The following is a 20,968-nucleotide window of genomic DNA, read 5'->3' as shown; positions in this document are numbered from 1 at the left end:
CAGGAAGGCGGCAAGGGAGATAATCCCGATGAGCTTACATAAGTAAGTGATTAGGGTTATTGAGTGTAGCCAACACACACGCAGCTTGAAGTATGACGGGTATAAATTGTAATCAACTAAATTGGTTGACCTGATACTGAGCGTGCCAGAAACTTCCCGCGCAATTAAAGAATAAAAAAGTTTTGATTATATCAATACGAAATATACAGGCAGCACGACCAATAAATATCAAGTAATCGACACACCGGTGGTCTGAGAAATAGCAGGCATAAATGCAAAAAGCCCCCGGCATGCGGAGGCTTTTATATTGGATAATAGACTGTTTTAGAACAGTTTTTTAGCTGTGTCGTACCAATCTTCTTTAAATTTACTTTTCTTGTTCTCTGGCGCGATACAAACAGAGATAAGTTCATGCACCATTTTCTCGTTTTGTACACCAACGCAGAAACCACCTTGCGTATAGTCGTGCTCTTCCAACAACAAGTCGACGGCATAAGCACCCATACGAGAAGCCAGAATGCGGTCATAGGCTACTGGTGCACCACCGCGCTGAATGTGGCCTAATACGGTGCCACGGGTTTCACGGCCGGTTTCTTTCTCGATATATTTAGCCAGTTCGTCGATATCATCCAGTTTTTCAGTAATAGCAACGATAGCGTGCTTTTTACCTTTCGCGATGCCAGCTTTGATTTCATCAACCAAATCATCACGTTTAAATTCAACTTCAGGAATAGCAATAAACTCACAACCACCGGCAATGGCAGCCGCCAAAGTCAGGTCACCACAATAACGACCCATCACTTCAACGATAGAGATACGTTGGTGTGAAGAGGAGGTATCACGCAGACGGTCAATCGCTTCAACCACGGTCCCCAGTGCGGTGAAGAAACCGATGGTATAGTCAGTACCGGCCACATCGTTATCGATGGTGCCCGGTAAACCTACACAGTGGATACCACCCTCTTTGGTCAGCAAGTCTGCACCGGCATAAGAACCGTCACCACCGATAACCACCAGGCCATCGATACCACGGTCTTGCATGTTCTTCAGGGCCACTTTACGTTTTTCTGGCTGGCGGAACTCAGGAAAACGCGCAGAACCCAGGAAGGTACCACCACGGTTAATCATATCGGACACACTATAGCGGTCCAGTTTTCTCATGCGATTTTCATACAAGCCCAGGTAGCCATCTTCAATACCGTAAACTTCTAATCCTGCTGACAAAGCGGCACGAACCACCCCACGAATGGCTGCGTTCATACCTGGCGCGTCACCGCCGCTTGTTAGTACACCGATTTTTTTGACCATGACTACCTCTAAACTTGTAGATGCGATTTTTAAAATTCTTTATTTGCTAATTTTGTCTTGCACAAGAGACCCGTACAGAAAACCAGCTTTATGAGATTAATATCGGATATTATAGCAAAAACACCAAGCTGAATTGATTCAAGTCATGCCATCTGGCGGTATTTTCTTCAACACTGAACCATAATGTAACCACAGTTTACCTGTCGTTAATGAAGAAATTATAACTCCCAATGCGCATGGCGCTCTTTCGGCACCACAGAGCAGGGATCTTGATGGATAAGTACATCGGCACCGGGGAATCGGTGCAACAGTGCGCGTTCAACTTCCTCAGCTAAGATATGTGCTTCCATCAATGGCATCATATCTTCCATTTCAAGATGAAGTTGAATAAAGCGTGTTGGCCCCGATTGGCGGGTACGCAGGTCATGAGCACCAATCACGCCCGGCCATGACATCACAATATCAATAATCTGCTGGCGCTCGTCATCAGGCAATGCCCTGTCCAGCAAGGCTTGAACCGCTTCATATCCCATACGTAACGCACTATAGAGAATATAAACACCAATACCCAATGCAAACAACGCATCAGCCCAGTGAAAACCATACCAACTTAATACCAATGCAATAAGAATAGCACCATTCATCATGACGTCAGATTGATAGTGCAACATGTCGGCGCGAATGGCCTGGCTGTGAGTTTTTCGTATCACCCAACGCTGAAAAGTGACTAATATCAATGTACTGAATAATGCAATTAAGGTGACCCAGATACCTATACCTGGATCTTGCACTGGTTGCGGTGACGCCAAATGCTGAAAACCCGTCAGGAACAGGAATAACGCCGAGCCGGAAATAAACATGCTTTGTGCCAGTGCGGCCAGTGACTCAGCCTTGCCATGACCAAAAGTGTGCTCTTCATCGGCGGGTTGCAGAGAGTAACGCACCACAAAAAGGTTTGTCAGAGAAGCGGCCAGATCCACCAGAGAGTCAACCAACGCCGCCAACAAACTTACCGAACCGGTATGCCACCAGGCAAAAATTTTAATAATCAGTAAGGTTGATGCCAGCCCTGTCGCACTGAGCGCGGCAGCTTTAACCAAACGCGCATATTGCGGATCCATAACTTATCCTAAATGATATTTTAGAATTATGAGTATACGGAAATGGCATAAAAAAAGCCCTCCATCATGGAGGGCGAAAGACAGGGATGGTGTCTATGGCAAGGAAAACAGGGTATTACAGGGTACTACTTACTTCTGGGCAGAAGAGGGTTGTGCTGCTGGCGCCTGCTGCATTTTCTCAATGCGCTGCTGGTGCTTTTGGTTCAAGACAGCTTTTTGCTCTGGAGTGAGCAAGTTAAACATTTGGTTACGAACTTTGGCCATTTCGACCTGACGTTCAATCTGGTCCTTGGACATTTTCTCAGCCTGCGCTCTTACCGCTGCTTCATCGAATTTATCGGCGGTAACCAGCTGGTGCATTGCGTCTCTGTCCGCCATATCAAGGCGTGGCTGGCCTTGGCGAGACTGGCGCATCAGGTCACGCATTTGCTGACGCTGTTGTTCTGTCAGATTGACGCCGTCAAACATGTTATGGTGACCGCGACCCTCTTTCTTGTTCATCATCGCACTATCACCGTGGCACCAGCTATCAGTGGCCCCGGCCTTATCGGCGGCGAAGGCGGCTTGAGAGCCTAGAACTAACATTGACGCCATGATTAACGTTGTTACTTTAGTTACTTTGCGCATTATTAACTCCTGGGTTCTGTCTGCTAAGCGATTTGCTGCTATGCGATTCAATGTGAAGCAGTCTATCGCTCCTGCTGCAAACAAGCGTCAGCGCATGTAAAACTGGGGTCAGTGCATGTAAAGCTAAGTAAAGTCATGGAATACCGGCAATTGTTAACGTATTTTGCGTCAAGAGGAGAAATAACCATGCATAAAATCCTATTAGTTGATGATGATCGTGAATTGACGTCGCTGTTGAAAGAATTACTGGAAATGGAAGGCTTTAATGTTGTTGTTGCCTATGATGGCGAACAGGCGTTAAACCTGCTGGATAACTCTATCGACTTGTTATTGCTAGATATTATGATGCCGCGTAAAAACGGTATCGAAACTTTGAAAGAATTACGTCAACATCACCAGACCCCTGTCATTATGCTGACTGCTCGTGGCAGTGAATTGGATCGAGTGCTTGGCCTTGAGCTGGGCGCTGATGATTATCTGGCAAAACCGTTTAATGATCGTGAGCTTGTAGCGCGTATCCGTGCCATTTTGCGCCGCTCGAACTGGAGCGAACAACAGCAAAATGTCGATCAAGGTGCGCCAACACTGGACGTTGATTGCCTGCAATTGAACCCAGGCCGTCAAGAGGCTACCTTTGAAGGCCAATCGCTGGAATTGACCGGGACTGAATTTACCTTGCTCTACCTGCTGGCTCAGCATCTCGGTCAGGTAGTCTCGCGGGAGCATCTCAGCCAGGAAGTGCTGGGGAAACGGTTAACACCTTTTGACCGTGCTATTGATATGCATATTTCAAACCTACGCCGTAAGTTGCCGGATCGTAAAGACGGGCTACCTTGGTTTAAAACCCTGCGCGGGCGCGGGTATCTGATGGTCTCTGAAACATGATTAACAGTTTAACGGCGCGAATTTTTGCGATTTTCTGGTTCACCTTAGCGCTGGTATTAATGCTGGTATTGATGGTGCCAAAGCTCGACTCGCGTCAACTGACTGCCTTGCTCGACAGTGAACAGCGCCAGGGAACAATGCTCGAGCAACATATCGAAGCTGAACTGGCCAGTGACCCCGCCAATGACCTGATGTGGTGGCGCAGGCTTTATCGCGCCATCGAAAAATGGGCACCACCGGGCCAACATCTCGTGTTAGTCACCACTGAGGGCCGTGTCATTGGCGCTCAACGTCACGAAATGCAAATTGTCCGTAATTTTATCGGCCAGTCGGATAACTCAGATCAGCCGAAAAAGAAGAAATATGGCCGTGTCGAGATGGTCGGCCCCTTCTCTATCCGTGATGGTGAAGATAACTATCAGCTCTATCTGCTGCGCCCGGCCAGTAGCCCGCAATCTGATTTTATCAATTTAATGTTTGACCGCCCGCTGCTGCTATTGATTGTCACCATGCTTATCAGTGCGCCACTGCTGTTATGGTTGGCTTGGAGTCTGGCAAAACCGGCTCGTAAGTTGAAGAATGCCGCCGATGATGTGGCGCGGGGTAATCTGAAACAGCACCCTGAGCTGGAGTCCGGCCCACAAGAGTTTTTGGCCACCGGTGCCAGTTTTAATCAGATGATCAGTGCGCTCGATAGAATGGTTGTGGCCCAACAACGGCTGATTTCTGATATCTCCCATGAGTTGCGCACACCACTTACCCGCCTGCAACTGGCGACCGCGTTGATGCGACGCCGCCATGGTGAGGGGAAAGAGCTGGAACGTATCGAAATGGAAGCACAGCGACTGGATAGCATGATCAATGACTTACTGGTGTTATCTCGTAGCCAACATAAAAACGAGCTACATCGCGAACCCATTAAAGCGAATGATTTATGGTCTGACGTGCTGGAAAATGCCCAGTTTGAAGCGGACCAAATGGGCAAAACGCTGGAAGTCACCGCACCTCCCGGGCCATGGACTCTATTTGGCAATCCCGCAGCACTTGATAGCGCGCTGGAGAATATCGTGCGTAACGCACTGCGTTACTCTCATCATCACATTGCGGTGGCATTCAGCTCTGATAATCAGGGTATTACTATCACTGTCGATGATGATGGCCCCGGCGTTAGCCCGGAAGACCGTGAACAAATATTCCGGCCGTTCTACCGCACTGATGAAGCGCGGGATCGCGAATCGGGTGGCACGGGTTTGGGATTGGCGATTGTCGAAACAGCCGTCAATCAGCATCGCGGATGGGTACGGGCTGAAGATAGCCCATTAGGAGGCTTGCGCTTGATACTGTGGTTGCCGCTGCATCCACTTAAGTCTTAATCTATCGTACCTCTGCCCGATCATCTGGGATCGGGCAGAATTCTGCTATCACGGTTTGCTGACCTCTTCTCCCTGCCCCTCTTTTTCCAGCAACTGCTTTTTGCGCTCAATACCCCAACGATAGCCTGACAACGTGCCATCCTGGCGAATAACCCGGTGACAAGGAATAGCAATCGCCAGCATATTGGCAGCACAGGCACCGGCTACCGCACGCACCGCTTTGGGCGAACCTATTCTGGTGGCGATATCAGCATAACTGGCGGTCTCACCTACCGGTATTTCCCGCAGTGCCTGCCACACCCGCTGCTGAAAAGCGGTGCCCTGAATATCCAGTGGCAAATCTAGCCCGAGCTGAGGAGCCTCAACCAACCCCACCACCTGCGCGAACCATTGCTCAAACTCAGCATCGCCGCCAATTAACTCTGCTTGTGGAAACTTATCCTGTAGCTGCTGCACCAACAGCGCTGGGGAGTCGCCCAGCAAGATGGCGCAAATACCCAGCTCACTTTTTGCCATCAGAATCGCACCGAGAGAACTTTCTCCGACGGCAAAATGCAACCTGACATCACGCCCACCACTGCGGTAGCGAGTCGGTGTCATCCCCAACAACTGATTCGATTGCTCATAAAATCGGCCATTAGAGTTATAACCGGCTTCAAAGATAGCGTCAGTTACCGAGCCTTGCCCCGCTAATTGTGCACGAATACGCGCACTGCGCGTTGCACTGGCATATGCCTTAGGGGTCAACCCGGTAATGGCTTTAAATAAACGATGGAAATGAAAAGCACTGAGATTCACCTGCGCCGCTAGCTCATCAAGCTTAAGTGGCGTCTCGGCCTGCTCAATTAAGCGGCATGCCCGACTGATTTTGTCTGCATGCTGCTGTGACAGTGGTAATTCAGTGGGCTGACATCGTTTACAGGGCCGATAACCAGCCTGTTCAGCAGCATGATTATCGGCAAAGAATTCAACATTCTCTGCTTTAGCCTGACGGGACGGGCAAGAGGGGCGACAATAAACACCGGTCGTTTTCACTGCATAAACGAACTGGCCATCGGCTGTTTTATCCCGATTAACGATCGCATACCAGAATGAATCTTTCGTCCGGATCATGGTAAATACCCCGTTGGTAGTGACTGTGGTAATCAGCATATAAAACCGCCACAGCTTACACTCTCCGCTGCTTGCTTTTAAATTATTGTGCGTGCTACTGACATTAGCAACCGCTGCACAGAGGGGAGGTTTCTGATATCCTGCGCCCCTCATTATTGGGGGACATATGCTTAACATCGTTTTATTTGAACCTGAAATTCCGCCCAATACCGGTAATATCATCCGGTTATGTGCGAATACCGGCTGCCAGCTCCATCTGATTAAACCTTTAGGTTTCACCTGGGATGACAAACGCTTACGCCGTGCAGGTCTTGATTATCATGAGTTTGCCAGTATTAAGCATCACCATGATTATCAGGCCTTTTTAGATTGTGAAAATCTCGACAGTGCGCAGCCTGCCCGATTATTTGCACTAACCACCAAAGGGACACCAGCCCACAGTGCGGTAAGCTATCAAGCTGATGATTATCTGTTGTTTGGCCCTGAAACCCGTGGTTTACCTGCCAGTGTTTTGGATGCGTTACCTGCTCAACAGAAAATCAGGATTCCGATGCAAGCTGATAGCCGCAGCATGAACCTGTCAAATGCCGTATCTGTTGTGGTGTACGAAGCCTGGCGGCAATTAGGTTATCCGGGTGCGTTACTGAAAGAGTAGTTTTTTTGACCAAAAAATGTCGGTGGTCGGCTGGCAACTCAATAAAAAGGTGTCTATCCAAAGGCATTGGAGTTGCAGGTAGGCGACAAGTGAATGAGTCCCGATGAGCTTATTTATCTAAGGTCAACGACAAGTAAGTGATTCGGGTGAGCGAACGTAGCCAACACCCCTGCGGCTTCAAGGACGAAGGGGATCAGATGCCGTCGCCGTACTCAAACCCATGGGTAATCCCATTGAAATGCTGGTCCATATCCAATGACGGCTTGTCACTTTCGGGTTTACCAACGATGCGAGCAGGTACCCCTGCTGCGGTGGTATGAGCGGGAACCGCCTGCAATACAACGGACCCGGCACCAATTTTCGCCCCGCGTCCGACCTCGATATTCCCCAAAATTTTTGCCCCAGCCCCAATCATCACACCTTCACGGATCTTCGGATGACGATCGCCGCTGGTTTTACCAGTCCCCCCTAAAGTAACCGATTGCAGGATCGATACATCATTCTCAACTACTGCCGTTTCGCCAATAACAATACCGGTCGCGTGGTCCAACATGATGCCGCAGCCAATGGTAGCCGCAGGGTGGATATCGACCCCAAAAGCAACAGAGACTTGATTTTGAAGGTAAATAGCTAACGCTTTACGATCCTGCGCCCACAACCAATGGCCGATACGATAAGCCTGTAAAGCGTGGAAACCTTTGAGATACAGCAGTGGTGTAGAGTATTTATCAACGGCCGGGTCACGCAGCCGCACCGCCAGAATATCCCGCGCGGCCGAAACTATCATCTGAGCATCTGCACGATAAGCATCCTCAACCACCTCACGGATGGCAATAGCAGGCATGATCGGATTAGCCAGTTTATTCGCGAGAATATAACTCAGGGCACTGCCTAAATTCTCATGCTTCAATAATGTCGCGTGAAAAAAGCTCGCCAGCATGGGTTCACACTCAGCCAGTGCTCTTGCTTCTGATTTAATGCTACTCCAGACCAGTTCTAACTCTTCTGACGACATTACCTACTCCTGCCCATAAAAAATTGCCCAAGGGAACGACCAAGGCAACTATACCCATATTCGTTGAAGTCACCGCAGTGTTAGCGGCAACACCAATGACTTTAGGTATGTAGTTATTATTTTACCCGCGTAACCGATCAAATGCCGCTTTTCTCATCTTTTTTGGTCCGCCCCAATAAGGTCAATGCCGCTTCACGGGCATTTTTGTGACAATAGAGCACTTGATAGATCTGTTCAGTTATCGGCATTTCAACACCATGGCGCTGGGCTAATGCCAGAACTTCTTTGGTATTGCGGTAACCTTCAACCACCTGACCAATCTTGTCCTGCGCTTCTTGTACGCCTAACCCTTGGCCCAGCATAATACCAAACCGACGGTTACGAGATTGGTTATCTGTGCAGGTTAGCACCAAATCACCCAAGCCTGCCATGCCCATAAAGGTGGAAGGGTCGGCACCCAATGCAGAACCCAGCCGCGTCATTTCGGCCAAACCTCGGGTTATCAGTGCAGTACGGGCATTCGCGCCAAAACCAATGCCATCGGACATCCCGGCACCAATCGCAATTACGTTTTTCACCGCACCGCCAAGCTGCACCCCGATAAAATCAGCATTACTGTAAACCCGGAAGCTTTTGCCACAGTGCAATAACTGTTGCAGGTCTTCGCTAAATTGCGCATCGGTTGATGCCAGCGCAATTGCCGTCGGTAACCCTGCTGCCAACTCTTTAGCAAAGGTTGGGCCAGACACCACCGCCAGCGGGATAGTTTCACCCAACACTTCGCGCGCCACATCCGCCAGCAAGCGGCCAGTTTCGGCCTCAAGCCCTTTGGTCGCCCAGACGATACGTGCATCTTTGCGTAAATGTGGTTTCAACTGATGCAATACCGCACCGAAGACATGGCTAGGTACCACGACTAACACATCACGGCTGGCTGCCAGCGCACGTGCCAGATCGGTTTCCAGTAATAAGGTATCTGGGAAAGGAACATCGGGTAGGAAAGCTTGGTTACAACGATCACGTTGCAAAACCTGAATATGCTTAGGGTCATGACCCCATAACACGACTTGATGGCCATTACGCGCCAGCGTAATGGCTAATGCGGTGCCGTAAGATCCGGCACCGATTACAGTCATTGAAGCATTGATGGTGTTCATCAGGCAGGCTGACGTTGTTCAGCACCTTCGCCGTCAGCCTGCTGTTGCAGATAGTTCATGAACAGGGCATCAAAGTTAACCGGTGCCAAATTAAGCTGTGGGAAAGTACCACGAGAAACCAGGCTGGTGATGCATTCGCGAGCATACGGGAACAAAATGTTCGGGCAGTATGCACCTAAGCAATGCGCCAACTGGGTACCATCGATACCCGCGATGGAGAAGATACCACCCTGCTGAACTTCACACAGGAATGCAGTTTCTTCACCCAAAGAGGCGGTTACCGTCACTCGCAGTACCACTTCATACACATCTTCAGCCAGTTGACTAGAAGCAGTATCAAGATCAAGTTTAACTTCTGGTTGCCAATCCTGCTGGAAAACCTGCGGAGCATTTGGTGCTTCGAAAGAGATATCTTTGGTGTAGATACGCTGGATCTGGAAAGCCATCTCTGTGTTGTTTTGTTCGGACATGTGTATAAATACCCTAAGTTAGACGTCTGTATTAAATAGCACTGCCGCCGTGGGCTCTGTCCATCAAATTAATGGGACCCACTGACGAGTTAAAGCAGCGGATCAAGCCCACCGCGCGCATCCAGGGCGTGTAAATCATCACAGCCACCGATATGCTGCCCATCAATAAATACCTGAGGCACAGTCGTCCGCCCACTCCGAGCAATCATCTCTTCGCGTTTGGCCGGATCACTATCAATTGCGATTTCATGGAAAGCAGCACCTTTGTGGTTCAGCAGTGCTTTGGCACGATGGCAGAACGGGCAGGTTGCTTTGGTATAAATCTCAATCTTCGCCATGGATACACCTCAGTTAACATTATAATTTATTGATATAGCGAATTTTTATAACAAATACGGGTACAGCTCAATACTCATATCACTAAAACGCAGGCAATATGATTACTTGCCGCGCGCCAGTGGTAGATTCTCGCCACTCCAACCGGAGATACCTTCTTTCAAGGTAAATACGCGTTCAAAGCCTGCTTTGTTCAGCAGTTCAGCCGAAGCACGAGAGGTTGTCCCAGTAGCACAAACCACAATGATAGGCTGTGCTTTGTGTTTTTCCAATTCAGCCAAATTACCGTTTTTAATGTCGCTTGGCAGCAAATTAATAGAACTGGCGATATGGCCTTTGCGATAATCATCACGTGTGCGGATATCAACCACAACCGCATCTTCTTTGTTAATCAGACGCGTCGCTTCACCACGGGTAATCTCTTTCACTTTAGAGAGAGAGGTTTTAAAGCTGGTGAAAATTACGGCGACGAACAACGCCACCCAGGCCAGACTCAAAACCGGATGCTGGCTAATGAATTGCATAATTTCTTGCAACATGGGGGTAAAAACTCCCGTTAGTTAGGGGATAATATTCAAGGTCACAGAGTATACCTGCGCGTTGCGGCAAATACAGCCAATATGCAAGTGCTATTGCAGAAACTGCGAGCCATTTCGGAAACTTTTGTCGTCTAAATGATGACAATTACGCAAAACCCCACGCCAATGTTGATCTCTTTGGGCTATTTTTAACCGGTTTTGTAGTAAATTACCGCCTTCGTTCTGGCGGTGTAAATACGTTAACGTAAATAGCCGAGTGTACATAGCCGCGCATATCGTTGGATGTTCGCTGCTATTTGACACTTGGACTTATAAGAAAGAGGTTATGCAATGTCGAGCACTAAAAAACCACTGGTACTGACTATTCTTGATGGCTACGGTCACCGCGAAGAACAGCAGGATAATGCCATTCTGAATGCTAAAACGCCGGTGATGGACCGTTTATGGCAGCAACAGCCTCATACTTTAATTGCCGCGTCCGGTCTGGATGTTGGCCTGCCAGATGGGCAAATGGGTAACTCTGAAGTGGGCCACGTCAACCTGGGAGCTGGTCGCATTGTTTATCAGGACTTGACCCGTCTCGACAAAGAGATCAAAGACGGCGACTTTTTCACTAACTCAACCTTAACAGCAGCGATTGATAAAGCGGTTAAAGCAGGCAAAGCGGTCCACATTATGGGTCTGTTATCTGCCGGTGGTGTACACAGCCACGAAGACCACATTCTGGCGATGGTTGAACTGGCCGCCAAACGCGGTGCGACGGCTATTTATCTGCACGCATTCCTCGATGGACGTGACACTCCGCCGCGCAGTGCTGAGTCTTCACTGAAACGATTCACTGAGAAATTTGCTGCGCTGGGTAAAGGCCGCATCGCTTCTATTATTGGTCGTTACTATGCGATGGACCGTGATAACCGCTGGGATCGCGTACAACTGGCTTACGATTTGCTGACTCAGGCAAAAGGTGAATTCACCGTCGATAACGCCGTCGCAGGTCTGCAAGCAGCCTATGCCCGTGATGAAAACGATGAATTTGTCCGACCAACTGTCATTCAGGCGGCTGGCGAAGCCGATGCGGCGATGAACGATGGCGACGCGCTGATCTTCATGAACTTCCGCGCTGACCGCGCCCGTCAAATCACCCGCAGCTTTGTTAATGCCGATTTTGACGGTTTCAAACGCGATAAAGTAGTTAATTTCGGCGATTTCGTTATGCTGACCGAATATGCAGCGGATATTAAAGTAGCCTGCGCTTACCCACCAGCATCACTACAGAATACCTTCGGTGAGTGGCTGATGAAGCATGACAAAACCCAGTTACGTATTTCCGAAACTGAAAAGTATGCTCACGTCACTTTCTTCTATAACGGCGGCGTTGAAGAACCATTTAAAGGCGAAGACCGTATCCTGATCAACTCACCGAAAGTGGCCACTTATGACCTGCAACCGGAAATGAGTTCAGCAGAACTGACGGAGAAACTGGTCGGCGCTATCGGCAGTGGCAAATATGATGTGATAATTTGTAACTATCCGAACGGTGATATGGTTGGTCATACCGGTGATTACGATGCTGCGGTGAAAGCAGTAGAAACACTGGATAATTGTATTGAACAAGTGGTTGCTGCCGTAAAAGCCGTCGATGGCCAATTGCTTATCACCGCCGACCACGGCAACGCTGAGCAGATGCGCGACCCGGCAACCGGTCAGGCCCATACCGCCCATACCAGCCTGCCTGTGCCACTGATTTATGTCGGCAATAAAGGGGTTAAAGCGGTGGAAGGTGGCAAACTTTCAGATATCGCACCAACCATGCTGTCACTGATGGAAATGGAAATCCCGCAAGAGATGACTGGTAAGCCGCTGTTCATCGTGGAATAATCCTTCGTTATGAAGGAAAAGGCGTCATTTGCAAAATTAATGGTTACGGAAGATGCCATTACCACCAGCCGAGATACAGTTTCTCGGCTGTCCGGTCAGTTGGTGCGTCGCCCGTGGTCAGCACTGTACGCCAGCGTTTTTTGCGCTGGCGTATTGCTATTGCCATTATCCAGCACGGCAGCAGATGCCCCCGCTACAGCAAAAACTGCACAGAGCAAAGACCAGTTGAAGACCATTCAGCAGGATATTGCCGAAAAAGAAAAAAGTGTTCAGCAACAAAAACAGCAACGCAGTTCATTGCTGGATCAGTTGAAACAACAGGAAAATACCATTGCTCAGGCCAGCCGTAGCCTGCGTGACACCCAAGGTACCCTGACTGAGTTGGACCAAGAAATCTCCCGTCTCACCTCCTCGATTGAGAAACTCGAGAGTAAACAATCCCAGCAACAAAATATTCTGTCTAAACAACTTGATGCTGCCTTTAAACAGGGCCAACACAGTGGTTTACAGCTTATTTTAAGTGGCGAAGAGAGCCAGCGTAGTGAGCGTATTCTGGCTTATTTCAGTTACCTCAATGAAGCCCGACAGCAATCCATTGAAGAGCTGAAACAGACTCGTACCCATCTCTCTGCCGAGAAAAAAACGCTGGAGCAAAAGCAAAATCAGCAAAAAACCGTGTTGAATGAGCAGAAAACTCAGCAGCAAAAACTGGAACAAGCACGTACCGCACGCAAGAAAACCCTGACCTCGCTGGAAGCTTCACTGGAAAAAGATCAGCAAGGCCTGGCTGAGTTAAAACTAAACGAAACCCGCTTGCGTGATCAAATAGCCAAAGCAGAACGAGAAGCGAAAGCTCGCGCCGAACGAGAGGCCAAAGAAGCCGCTCGGGTACGCGAACAGATAAAAGTTAAAGAACAACAAGCCAAGAAAACCGGTTCTAGCTACAAACCAAGTGAAAGTGAGCGCTCATTAATGGCACGCACTGGCGGCCTTGGTCGCCCGGATGGGCAAGCTGTCTGGCCGGTCCGTGGTAATGTAACTCATCGTTTCGGTGAAGCCTTACAAGGTGAACTACGCTGGAAAGGCATGGTTATTTCCGCACCAGAAGGCAGTGAAGTAAAAGCGATCGCCGATGGCCGCGTCTTATTGGCTGACTGGCTGCAAGGCTATGGTTTGGTTGTGGTTATCGAACATGGTAGAGGGGATATGAGTTTGTATGGCTACAATCAGAGTGCACTAGTCAATGTGGGTGCTCAGGTGAAAGCTGGCCAACCGATCGCCCTTGTTGGTACCAGTGGCGGCCAGGGTGAGCCATCACTCTATTTCGAAATCCGCCGTCAGGGACAAGCTGTTAACCCACAACCTTGGTTAGGACGATAGCGAACAACCTTAGGGAACTTGTATTGCACTATTTCAACACACGTCGATTTATCATCGTAAGCACCCTACTCATCGCTAACGCCGCACAGGCGGGCAAACTTTCTATTGTGATTGATGACTTTGGTTATCGCCCCCAGAACGAAAACAAGATTTTACAGATGCCATTGCCTATTTCGGTGGCTATCCTGCCGAATGCACCTTATGCCAGAGAAATGGCCGTCAAAGCCCATAATCAAGGGCGCGAAATACTGATTCATTTGCCGATGGCTCCCCTAAGTAAACAACCGCTGGAGCGCGATACATTACAGCCATCAATGAGCAGCGAAGAAATTCAGCGCATCATGCGCCAGGCGGTGAATAATGTCCCCTATGCCAAGGGCATGAATAACCATATGGGCAGCGCGATGACTTCCAGTTTCTCCGGCATGCAGAAAGTGATGCAGGAGCTGGACCACTATCAGCTCTATTTCCTCGATAGCGTGACCATCGGTAATAGCCAGGCGAGCCGTGCCGCAGAGGGGACTCAGGTTAAGGTCATTAAGCGCAAAGTCTTTTTGGATGACTCACAAAATGAAGCGGCGATCCGCCAACAGTTTAACCGTGCGGTAGAACTGGCTCGTCGTAATGGTTCGGCTATTGCTATCGGGCACCCCCATCCGGCCACCATTAAAGTGCTGCAACAAATGTTGCCTCAGTTACCTGCTGATATCGTATTAGTCCGGCCAAGTGCACTTCTTAATGAGCCGGTACAAAACAATACGCAAAATAACAGTGGCGGCATGTTGTCGGGTAAAACCAAACTACCTGGCTCAACCCAAGGCGAGCGCCTGAAAGCTATCAAGCAATGCAAAGCGAAAGAGGGCTATGTAGCGGAGAAAATCTACGCAGACAGGATGTTTAGCATCATCGGTGAGAGCTTGATGCAAAGCCCTGCAATGATATTTGTCCAAAAGCATTGGCAGCAATATTTCCCACCAGCAGCGCCAGTTATTCCGGTTGATAAACCAAAAGCAGATAAGCCTTAATAAAACGGGGCAATCATCACCTGACTGCCCCGCTCTCAATCCTGCAACTTCAAGGCCGAAGGACGTTCCCAAAGTCATTGAAGGTGCAGGTAGGCGGCCAGCAAACTCATCCCGATGAGCTTATTCATGTAAGGTCAACTACAAGTAAGTGATTCGGGTAACAAATCTGTCGGGAGCAGATTTGAACGCTGCTTGCAGCGGCCTCGCAGAGGCGAGGCCCATGGATGGGCCGAGTAACGTGCGCAGCCAACACCCCTGCAACTTCAAGGCCGAAGGGCGTTCCCAAAGTCATTGAAGGTGCAGGTAGGCGGCCAGCAAACTCATCCCGATGAGCTTACATAAGTAAGTGATTCGGGTTAGTGTGCGCAGCCAACACCCCTGCAACTTCAAGGCCGAAGGGAATATTTTAGTCCCAGCTTAAAATCACTTTACCCGACTTACCCGAACGCATCGCATCAAACCCTTGCTGGAACTCATCGATAGAGAAACGATGAGTGATAATCGGGGTTAAATCCAAGCCAGATTGAATTAGTGCTGCCATTTTGTACCAGGTTTCAAACATTTCACGGCCATATATCCCTTTGATAAACAGCCCTTTGAAGATCACCTGATTCCAGTCGATAGACATATCAGAGGGAGGTATCCCCAGCATTGCGATACGCCCACCATGATTCATTGAGTTAAGTAATGAACGGAACGCCGGTGGCGCACCTGACATTTCCAGACCGACATCAAACCCTTCAGTCATGCCCAGTTCAGCCATCACATCCGTCAGATTCTCTTTACTAACGTTAACGGCACGGGTTACACCCATTTTACGCGCCAGATCCAGGCGATATTCATTCACATCAGTGATTACGACATGGCGAGCGCCAACATGCTTACACACGGCAGCAGCCATGATACCAATCGGGCCAGCACCGGAAACCAGTACATCTTCACCCACTAAATCAAAGGATAACGCGGTATGCACCGCATTGCCGAAGGGGTCAAAAATAGCGGCTAGCTCATCAGAAATATTGTCTGGAATTTTGAACGCATTGAAGGCAGGAATGACCAGATACTCAGCAAAAGAACCCGGCCGGTTAACCCCAACCCCCACGGTATTACGGCACAAATGAGTACGACCGCCACGGCAATTACGGCAATGACCGCAGGTAATATGACCCTCGCCAGACACCCGATCACCAATATTAAAGCCTTTCACTTCCTGACCAATGGCGACAACTTCACCAACATATTCGTGGCCAACCACCATTGGGACGGGGATCGTTTTTTGCGACCATTCATCCCAATTATAAATATGCACATCGGTACCACAGATAGCGGTTTTGCGAATTTTGATCATGATATCGTTGTGCCCCAGCTCTGGTGGCGGCACATCGGTCATCCAGATACCTTCTTCGGCCTTCAGTTTAGATAATGCTTTCATGAACATTCCTTACGCAATAACGTTAAGTTGTTTGCCAATACGCACAAAGGCTTCAATAGCCCGCTCGACTTGCTCTGTCGTATGATCAGCCGACATTTGGGTACGAATACGAGCCTGACCTTTTGGCACCACCGGATAGAAGAAGCCGGTGACGTAAATACCTTCTTTCAGCAAGGCATTGGCAAATTTTTGCGCAAGTGCCGCATCACCGAGCATGACAGGAATGATGGCATGATCAGCGCCAGCCAATGTGAATCCGGCGGCACTCATTTTCTCGCGGAATAAACGCGCATTCGACCATAAGCGATCACGCAGTTCAGCGCCGTCTTCCAATAGCGATAACACTTCAATAGAAGCCGCTACTATTGCTGGAGCTAATGAGTTTGAGAACAAGTAAGGCCGTGAACGCTGACGCAACCACTCAACCACTTCTTTGCGGCCAGCGGTATAACCGCCTGACGCCCCACCCAGTGCTTTACCCAAAGTACCGGTGATAATATCAACGCGATCCATTACTTCGCAGTATTCATGAGTACCACGACCATTAGCCCCCACAAAGCCCACAGCATGGGAGTCATCGACCATCACTAATGCCTGATACTCATCCGCCAAATCACAAACACCTTTCAGGTTGGCAATGACACCATCCATGGAGAACACACCGTCAGTGGCAATCATAATATGACGCGCACCATCTGCTTTGGCTTGTTTGAGTTGGACTTCCAGTTCGCTCATATCGTTATTGGCATAACGGTAGCGCTTGGCTTTACATAACCGTACACCATCAATGATTGAAGCATGATTCAGCGCATCAGAAATAATGGCATCTTCTGGCCCCAGCAGGGTTTCAAACAAACCGCCGTTAGCATCAAAACAAGAAGAGTAAAGAATGGCATCTTCCATACCGAGGAAACTGGCCAGCTTCTGCTCTAGCTCTTTATGTGTGTCTTGCGTACCACAAATAAAACGAACCGACGCCATACCAAAACCATGAGTATCCATGCCTTGCTTAGCGGCTGCGATAAGCCTTGGGTGGTTGGCCAGGCCCAAATAATTATTGGCACAGAAATTAATAACACGGCTTCCATCAGCTACAGCAATGTCTGCTTGCTGGGCGGTGGTGATAATTCGCTCGTTTTTATACAACCCTTCAGCACGGGTAGTTATGAGTTGTTGTTCTAATTGCTGATAAAAAGGGTGTCGATTAAATGGCTGGGACATTCAGTTATCTCCAAGATGGGCAATTTCACAGTACATTTTACTGATTAGTGAGTGAACTGACGAGGAACCTTGTCTTATATTATAAAAAATGCAGTACATATCACGGTGAACAATCCTAAAGCACATAGAAACCGTGAGATTAAGCCCCTTGCGGCTGTGCGCTATCCTATGAAATGTTATGATAACGCCAACTAGAGTGTGGGGCATTGTGCCCGACCAAGAAGATTAGCAAGGGTGAACCTGATGATTATCGTCACTGGCGGCGCCGGTTTCATTGGCAGCAATATCGTTAAGGCACTGAATAATATCGGTTATAAAGATATTCTGGTTGTTGATAACCTGAAAGACGGCACTAAATTCGTCAATTTGGTTGATCTGGATATCGCTGATTACATGGATAAAGAAGATTTTGTCGCCAGTATCGTTGCCGGTGATGACATGGGTGATATTGATGCTATTTTCCATGAGGGTGCCTGTTCTTCCACCACCGAGTGGGATGGCAAGTACATGATGGATAACAACTATCAATACTCTAAAGATATCCTGCACTTCTGTCTGGATCGCGGCATTCCGTTCTTATATGCCTCTTCTGCTGCCACTTACGGTGGGCGTACCGATAATTTCATCGAAGATCGTCAGTACGAACAACCACTTAACGTTTATGGTTATTCCAAATTCTTGTTTGATCAGTATGTGCGCGAGATTCTGCCGCAAGCTGATTCGCAAATTTGTGGTTTCCGTTATTTCAACGTTTATGGCCCACGCGAAGGGCACAAAGGCAGCATGGCAAGCGTTGCCTTCCACCTGAATAACCAGATCAATGCGGGTGAGAATCCTAAACTCTTCTCCGGCAGTGAAAACTTCAAACGCGATTTCATCTATGTGGGTGATGTGGCTGACGTTAACCTGTGGTTCTGGCAAAACAATGTCTCCGGCATTTTCAACTGTGGTACCGGTCGCGCAGAATCTTTCCAGGCGGTTGCCGATGCGGTAGTAGACTTCCACCACAGTGGACCTGTGGAATACATTGAATTCCCTGAAAAACTGAAAGGTCGTTATCAGGCATACACCCAAGCTGACCTCACCAAGTTGCGTGCTGCGGGTTACGACAAACCGTTCAAAACCGTCGCTGAAGGCGTCAACGAATACCTGGCCTGGCTCAATCGCTCAGTCTAAATTACTTGCTGCAAGGAATTGATAAACGGTATGAAAATACTGGTCATCGGCCCTTCTTGGGTTGGCGATATGATGATGTCGCAAAGTCTTTACCGTACCCTGAAGGCCGAATATCCGGCAGCAGATATTGATGTGATGGCACCCGCATGGTGCCGTCCGCTTTTGGCCAGAATGCCAGAAGTGCGTCATGCAATCCCCATGCCCTTAGGCCATGGGGCTTTTGCTTTTGATGAACGTCGTCGCTTGGGTTTAGCCTTACGTGAAACCGGCTATGACCGTGCCTATGTGCTGCCAAACTCATTTAAATCCGCCCTAATACCTTATTTTTCAGGGATTAAGCAACGCATTGGCTGGCGTGGCGAAATGCGCTACTTCTTGCTCAATGATATGCGTATCTTGGATAAACAAGCCTTCCCTATGATGGTTCAGCGCTATGTCGCACTGGCCTATGATAAAGAAAAAATCCATTCAGCCGACGATTTACCGCAACCTTTGCTATGGCCGCAATTGCAGGTTCGGGATGAAGAAATTGCCGAGATTACTGCGTCATTCAATTTGACAGATAACCGGCCAATCGTGGGTTTCTGCCCAGGCGCTGAGTTTGGCCCGGCAAAACGCTGGCCACATTATCACTATGCCACTCTGGCCCAGAAACTGATTGATACTGGCTATCAAGTCGTCCTATTAGGCTCAGCTAAAGATAATGAAGCCGGTGAAGAGATCCGCCAGACTTTGGGCGAAAATTCCCGCGAATTCTGCCTCAATCTGGCAGGGCAAACCTCGCTGGAGCAAGCGGTGGTATTGATTGCAGCCTGTAGTGCGGTAGTCAGTAATGACTCCGGTTTAATGCATGTTGCTGCTGCATTAAATAAGCCATTAGTGGCCTTATATGGCCCAAGCAGCCCGGACTTCACCCCACCACTGTCTGATAAAGCCACGGTCATTCGCCTCATTACCGGCTATCACAAAGTGCGCAAAGGCGATAGCGCGCAGGGCTATCATCAGAGTTTGATTGATATCCAGCCAGAACAAGTGATGGCGGCCCTTGAGAAACAATTATCGGCTCGCCAAAGCACTGTCAGTGAGGCCGATTAATGCATGTCTTGATCGTTAAAACCTCTTCAATGGGCGACGTTTTACACACGTTGCCCGCACTGACCGATGCAATGAATGCTATGCCAGATATTCGCTTTGATTGGGTGGTAGAGGAAGGGTTCAGCCAAATACCCAGTTGGCACCCGGCGGTGGATCGAGTGATTCCGGTTGCTATCCGCCGTTGGCGTAAGAATTGGTTTGGTAGTGATACCCGGCAGGAACGCTGTGATTTTAAACGTGTTGTGCAGCAGCGCCGTTATGATGTGGTGATTGATGCTCAGGGGCTAATTAAAAGTGCCGCACTGATTACTCGTATCGCCAAAGGGGTTAGACATGGCCCAGATTGCAAAAGTGCCCGCGAACCCTTTGCCAGTTGGTTTTATAACTGCCGTCATGAGATTGAGACTAAACAACATGCTGTTGAGCGCATACGCCAACTGTTTGCCAAAAGCCTTGGCTATGACAAACCTGACAGCTATGGCGATTATGCTATCGCGCAGCGCTTTTTAAGCCAATTACCCAGCGATGCTGGTCAGTATTTGGTTTTTCTGCACGCAACAACCAGAGACAGCAAGCACTGGCCTGAAAGCCATTGGCTGCAATTGATCGAGCTGGTTGCACCCACCGGTTTAAAAATCAAGTTACCATGGGGGGCGGAACATGAGTATCAACGCGCGTTACGATTAGCGGAGCATTTTCCGCATGTTGAGGTCTTGCCTAAACTCAGCCTCCAGCAGGTGGCAGAGGTTCTGGCGGGTGCAAAAGCCGTCGTTTCCGTTGATACCGGCCTCAGCCACCTAACCGCAGCGTTGGATCGCCCCAATATTACCCTGTTCGGCCCAACTGACCCTGGGTTAATTGGTGGCTACGGGAAAAACCAGATTGCGGTGATTTCCGAACAAAAAAGCATGGATACTATTACGGCTGAAACTATTATGGCGCGATTGGAAGCACTGATTTCATAAGCGACTATTGTTTGTTTTCCGTGATTTATTCACGCCAGGAATTCTATCTGCCAGTATTTATCATGTAATAACAAGCGACTCTGGTAATTATCAGACTCGCTTGTTATGGGTTGTCTGATTATCTTTCTAACCTATTATCCAACAAGAGATGGCGGCTAATACATAGCTTCAATTAACATCAACGTCTGACTGTTAAG

Annotated in this window: 20 protein-coding genes; 9 read left to right on the top strand and 11 right to left on the bottom strand. The window is 48.8% G+C overall.

The features are described 5' to 3' along the window. Positions 1-324: 324 nt before the first annotated feature. The 3 genes from pfkA to cpxP all read right to left on the bottom strand — a co-directional run bounded on the left by pfkA (position 325) and on the right by cpxP (position 3,056). Positions 325-1,308, bottom strand: coding sequence for a 6-phosphofructokinase (gene pfkA, locus V2A85_RS12600; protein WP_372560128.1), 984 nt, complete (start codon positions 1,306-1,308; stop codon positions 325-327). 218 nt (positions 1,309-1,526) lie between these two features. Next, entirely contained in the window at positions 1,527-2,429 is a 903-nt protein-coding gene (fieF, locus tag V2A85_RS12595; RefSeq protein ID WP_372560129.1) for a CDF family cation-efflux transporter FieF, read from the bottom strand. 129 nt (positions 2,430-2,558) lie between these two features. Continuing rightward, the gene (gene cpxP, locus V2A85_RS12590) at positions 2,559-3,056 is read right to left on the bottom strand and encodes a cell-envelope stress modulator CpxP (RefSeq protein ID WP_420071560.1); all 498 of its coding nucleotides are present in this window, start codon (positions 3,054-3,056) and stop codon (positions 2,559-2,561) included. Between the two features lie 186 nt (positions 3,057-3,242). On the opposite strand from cpxP, the gene cpxR reads away from it, so the two are divergent. Together cpxR and cpxA are read left to right on the top strand one after the other, a co-directional pair. Next, on the top strand, positions 3,243-3,941 hold the full coding sequence (cpxR, locus tag V2A85_RS12585; protein WP_005190576.1) for an envelope stress response regulator transcription factor CpxR: 699 nt from the start codon (positions 3,243-3,245) through the stop codon (positions 3,939-3,941). Next, a complete protein-coding gene (gene cpxA / locus V2A85_RS12580; protein ID WP_420071559.1) occupies positions 3,938-5,314 on the top strand; it encodes an envelope stress sensor histidine kinase CpxA in 1,377 nt (458 codons plus the stop codon). Before cpxR ends, cpxA begins: the two co-directional genes overlap by 4 nt. Positions 5,315-5,362: 48 nt before the next feature. Here the strand turns inward: cpxA and ada are convergent, their stop codons facing one another. Then, positions 5,363-6,466 carry a bifunctional DNA-binding transcriptional regulator/O6-methylguanine-DNA methyltransferase Ada gene (ada, locus tag V2A85_RS12575; RefSeq protein WP_420071558.1) on the bottom strand — a complete coding sequence of 368 codons (1,104 nt, stop codon included), beginning with the start codon at positions 6,464-6,466 and terminating at the stop codon, positions 5,363-5,365. Positions 6,467-6,593: 127 nt separating this feature from the next. Here ada and trmL point away from each other — a divergent pair, with 127 nt between their 5' ends. Then, a complete protein-coding gene (trmL, locus tag V2A85_RS12570; protein ID WP_420071557.1) occupies positions 6,594-7,082 on the top strand; it encodes a tRNA (uridine(34)/cytosine(34)/5-carboxymethylaminomethyluridine(34)-2'-O)-methyltransferase TrmL in 489 nt (162 codons plus the stop codon). A 193-nt stretch (positions 7,083-7,275) separates the two neighbouring features. Here trmL and cysE read toward each other — a convergent pair whose 3' ends face one another. The 5 genes from cysE to V2A85_RS12545 form a co-directional block, all read right to left on the bottom strand. Continuing rightward, the gene (gene cysE, locus V2A85_RS12565) at positions 7,276-8,097 is read right to left on the bottom strand and encodes a serine O-acetyltransferase (RefSeq protein ID WP_005190588.1); all 822 of its coding nucleotides are present in this window, start codon (positions 8,095-8,097) and stop codon (positions 7,276-7,278) included. Between the two features lie 137 nt (positions 8,098-8,234). Continuing rightward, complete coding sequence (gpsA, locus tag V2A85_RS12560; RefSeq protein ID WP_083161742.1) at positions 8,235-9,254, bottom strand: NAD(P)H-dependent glycerol-3-phosphate dehydrogenase; 1,020 nt, start codon at positions 9,252-9,254, stop codon at positions 8,235-8,237. Beyond that, positions 9,254-9,724 carry a protein-export chaperone SecB gene (gene secB, locus V2A85_RS12555; RefSeq protein ID WP_420071556.1) on the bottom strand — a complete coding sequence of 157 codons (471 nt, stop codon included), beginning with the start codon at positions 9,722-9,724 and terminating at the stop codon, positions 9,254-9,256. The genes gpsA and secB overlap by 1 nt, the downstream gene beginning before the upstream one ends. An 89-nt stretch (positions 9,725-9,813) precedes the next feature. Next, entirely contained in the window at positions 9,814-10,062 is a 249-nt protein-coding gene (grxC, locus tag V2A85_RS12550; protein WP_083161740.1) for a glutaredoxin 3, read from the bottom strand. Between the two features lie 102 nt (positions 10,063-10,164). Further along, entirely contained in the window at positions 10,165-10,599 is a 435-nt protein-coding gene (locus tag V2A85_RS12545) for a rhodanese-like domain-containing protein (RefSeq protein WP_005190598.1), read from the bottom strand. A gap of 330 nt (positions 10,600-10,929) precedes the next feature. Between V2A85_RS12545 and gpmM the strand changes: the two genes are divergently transcribed. From gpmM to V2A85_RS12530, 3 genes are read left to right on the top strand one after another with little or no spacing between them, the layout of a single operon-like run. Continuing rightward, positions 10,930-12,477 carry a 2,3-bisphosphoglycerate-independent phosphoglycerate mutase gene (gene gpmM, locus V2A85_RS12540; protein ID WP_372560135.1) on the top strand — a complete coding sequence of 516 codons (1,548 nt, stop codon included), beginning with the start codon at positions 10,930-10,932 and terminating at the stop codon, positions 12,475-12,477. A 9-nt stretch (positions 12,478-12,486) separates the two neighbouring features. After that, positions 12,487-13,857, top strand: a complete 1,371-nt coding sequence (gene envC, locus V2A85_RS12535) for a murein hydrolase activator EnvC (RefSeq protein ID WP_420071555.1) — start codon at positions 12,487-12,489, stop codon at positions 13,855-13,857. Positions 13,858-13,880: 23 nt separating this feature from the next. Further along, positions 13,881-14,882 (top strand): divergent polysaccharide deacetylase family protein, encoded by a 1,002-nt coding sequence (locus tag V2A85_RS12530; protein WP_372560137.1) that lies wholly within the window; start codon positions 13,881-13,883, stop codon positions 14,880-14,882. Positions 14,883-15,288: 406 nt separating this feature from the next. On the opposite strand, the gene tdh is transcribed toward V2A85_RS12530, so the two are convergent. Both tdh and kbl read right to left on the bottom strand, forming a co-directional pair. Beyond that, positions 15,289-16,314 (bottom strand): L-threonine 3-dehydrogenase, encoded by a 1,026-nt coding sequence (gene tdh / locus V2A85_RS12525; protein ID WP_420071554.1) that lies wholly within the window; start codon positions 16,312-16,314, stop codon positions 15,289-15,291. A 9-nt stretch (positions 16,315-16,323) separates the two neighbouring features. Then, complete coding sequence (gene kbl, locus V2A85_RS12520; protein ID WP_083161726.1) at positions 16,324-17,535, bottom strand: glycine C-acetyltransferase; 1,212 nt, start codon at positions 17,533-17,535, stop codon at positions 16,324-16,326. Between the two features lie 243 nt (positions 17,536-17,778). On the opposite strand from kbl, the gene rfaD reads away from it, so the two are divergent. Genes rfaD through rfaC form a run of 3 tightly spaced genes read left to right on the top strand, consistent with a single transcriptional unit; the run spans position 17,779 to position 20,771 of the window. Further along, positions 17,779-18,711: an ADP-glyceromanno-heptose 6-epimerase gene (rfaD, locus tag V2A85_RS12515; RefSeq protein WP_083161724.1), complete on the top strand. Its 933-nt coding sequence runs from the start codon at positions 17,779-17,781 to the stop codon at positions 18,709-18,711. Between the two features lie 30 nt (positions 18,712-18,741). Beyond that, positions 18,742-19,806 carry an ADP-heptose--LPS heptosyltransferase RfaF gene (gene rfaF / locus V2A85_RS12510; RefSeq protein ID WP_083161722.1) on the top strand — a complete coding sequence of 355 codons (1,065 nt, stop codon included), beginning with the start codon at positions 18,742-18,744 and terminating at the stop codon, positions 19,804-19,806. Then, entirely contained in the window at positions 19,806-20,771 is a 966-nt protein-coding gene (gene rfaC, locus V2A85_RS12505; RefSeq protein ID WP_372560140.1) for a lipopolysaccharide heptosyltransferase RfaC, read from the top strand. Before rfaF ends, rfaC begins: the two co-directional genes overlap by 1 nt. Positions 20,772-20,968: the final 197 nt, after the last annotated feature.

It is taken from the genome of Yersinia sp. 1252 StPb PI (assembly GCF_048593885.1).
GTDB lineage: Bacteria > Pseudomonadota > Gammaproteobacteria > Enterobacterales > Enterobacteriaceae > Yersinia > Yersinia enterocolitica_E.
This window is presented reverse-complemented; position numbering and strand designations above follow the sequence as displayed.

Excerpts from the sequence above, each read along its gene's own strand:
- pfkA (WP_372560128.1), bottom strand. The coding sequence starts at position 1,308 with ATGGTCAAAAAAATCGGTGTACTAACAAGCGGCGGTGACGCGCCAGGT.
- fieF (WP_372560129.1), bottom strand. The coding sequence starts at position 2,429 with ATGGATCCGCAATATGCGCGTTTGGTTAAAGCTGCCGCGCTCAGTGCG.
- cpxP (WP_420071560.1), bottom strand. The coding sequence starts at position 3,056 with ATGCGCAAAGTAACTAAAGTAACAACGTTAATCATGGCGTCAATGTTA.
- cpxR (WP_005190576.1), top strand. The coding sequence starts at position 3,243 with ATGCATAAAATCCTATTAGTTGATGATGATCGTGAATTGACGTCGCTG.
- cpxA (WP_420071559.1), top strand. The coding sequence starts at position 3,938 with ATGATTAACAGTTTAACGGCGCGAATTTTTGCGATTTTCTGGTTCACC.
- ada (WP_420071558.1), bottom strand. The coding sequence starts at position 6,466 with ATGCTGATTACCACAGTCACTACCAACGGGGTATTTACCATGATCCGG.
- trmL (WP_420071557.1), top strand. The coding sequence starts at position 6,594 with ATGCTTAACATCGTTTTATTTGAACCTGAAATTCCGCCCAATACCGGT.
- cysE (WP_005190588.1), bottom strand. The coding sequence starts at position 8,097 with ATGTCGTCAGAAGAGTTAGAACTGGTCTGGAGTAGCATTAAATCAGAA.
- gpsA (WP_083161742.1), bottom strand. The coding sequence starts at position 9,254 with ATGAACACCATCAATGCTTCAATGACTGTAATCGGTGCCGGATCTTAC.
- secB (WP_420071556.1), bottom strand. The coding sequence starts at position 9,724 with ATGTCCGAACAAAACAACACAGAGATGGCTTTCCAGATCCAGCGTATC.
- grxC (WP_083161740.1), bottom strand. The coding sequence starts at position 10,062 with ATGGCGAAGATTGAGATTTATACCAAAGCAACCTGCCCGTTCTGCCAT.
- V2A85_RS12545 (WP_005190598.1), bottom strand. The coding sequence starts at position 10,599 with ATGTTGCAAGAAATTATGCAATTCATTAGCCAGCATCCGGTTTTGAGT.
- gpmM (WP_372560135.1), top strand. The coding sequence starts at position 10,930 with ATGTCGAGCACTAAAAAACCACTGGTACTGACTATTCTTGATGGCTAC.
- envC (WP_420071555.1), top strand. The coding sequence starts at position 12,487 with ATGAAGGAAAAGGCGTCATTTGCAAAATTAATGGTTACGGAAGATGCC.
- tdh (WP_420071554.1), bottom strand. The coding sequence starts at position 16,314 with ATGAAAGCATTATCTAAACTGAAGGCCGAAGAAGGTATCTGGATGACC.
- kbl (WP_083161726.1), bottom strand. The coding sequence starts at position 17,535 with ATGTCCCAGCCATTTAATCGACACCCTTTTTATCAGCAATTAGAACAA.
- rfaD (WP_083161724.1), top strand. The coding sequence starts at position 17,779 with ATGATTATCGTCACTGGCGGCGCCGGTTTCATTGGCAGCAATATCGTT.
- rfaF (WP_083161722.1), top strand. The coding sequence starts at position 18,742 with ATGAAAATACTGGTCATCGGCCCTTCTTGGGTTGGCGATATGATGATG.
- rfaC (WP_372560140.1), top strand. The coding sequence starts at position 19,806 with ATGCATGTCTTGATCGTTAAAACCTCTTCAATGGGCGACGTTTTACAC.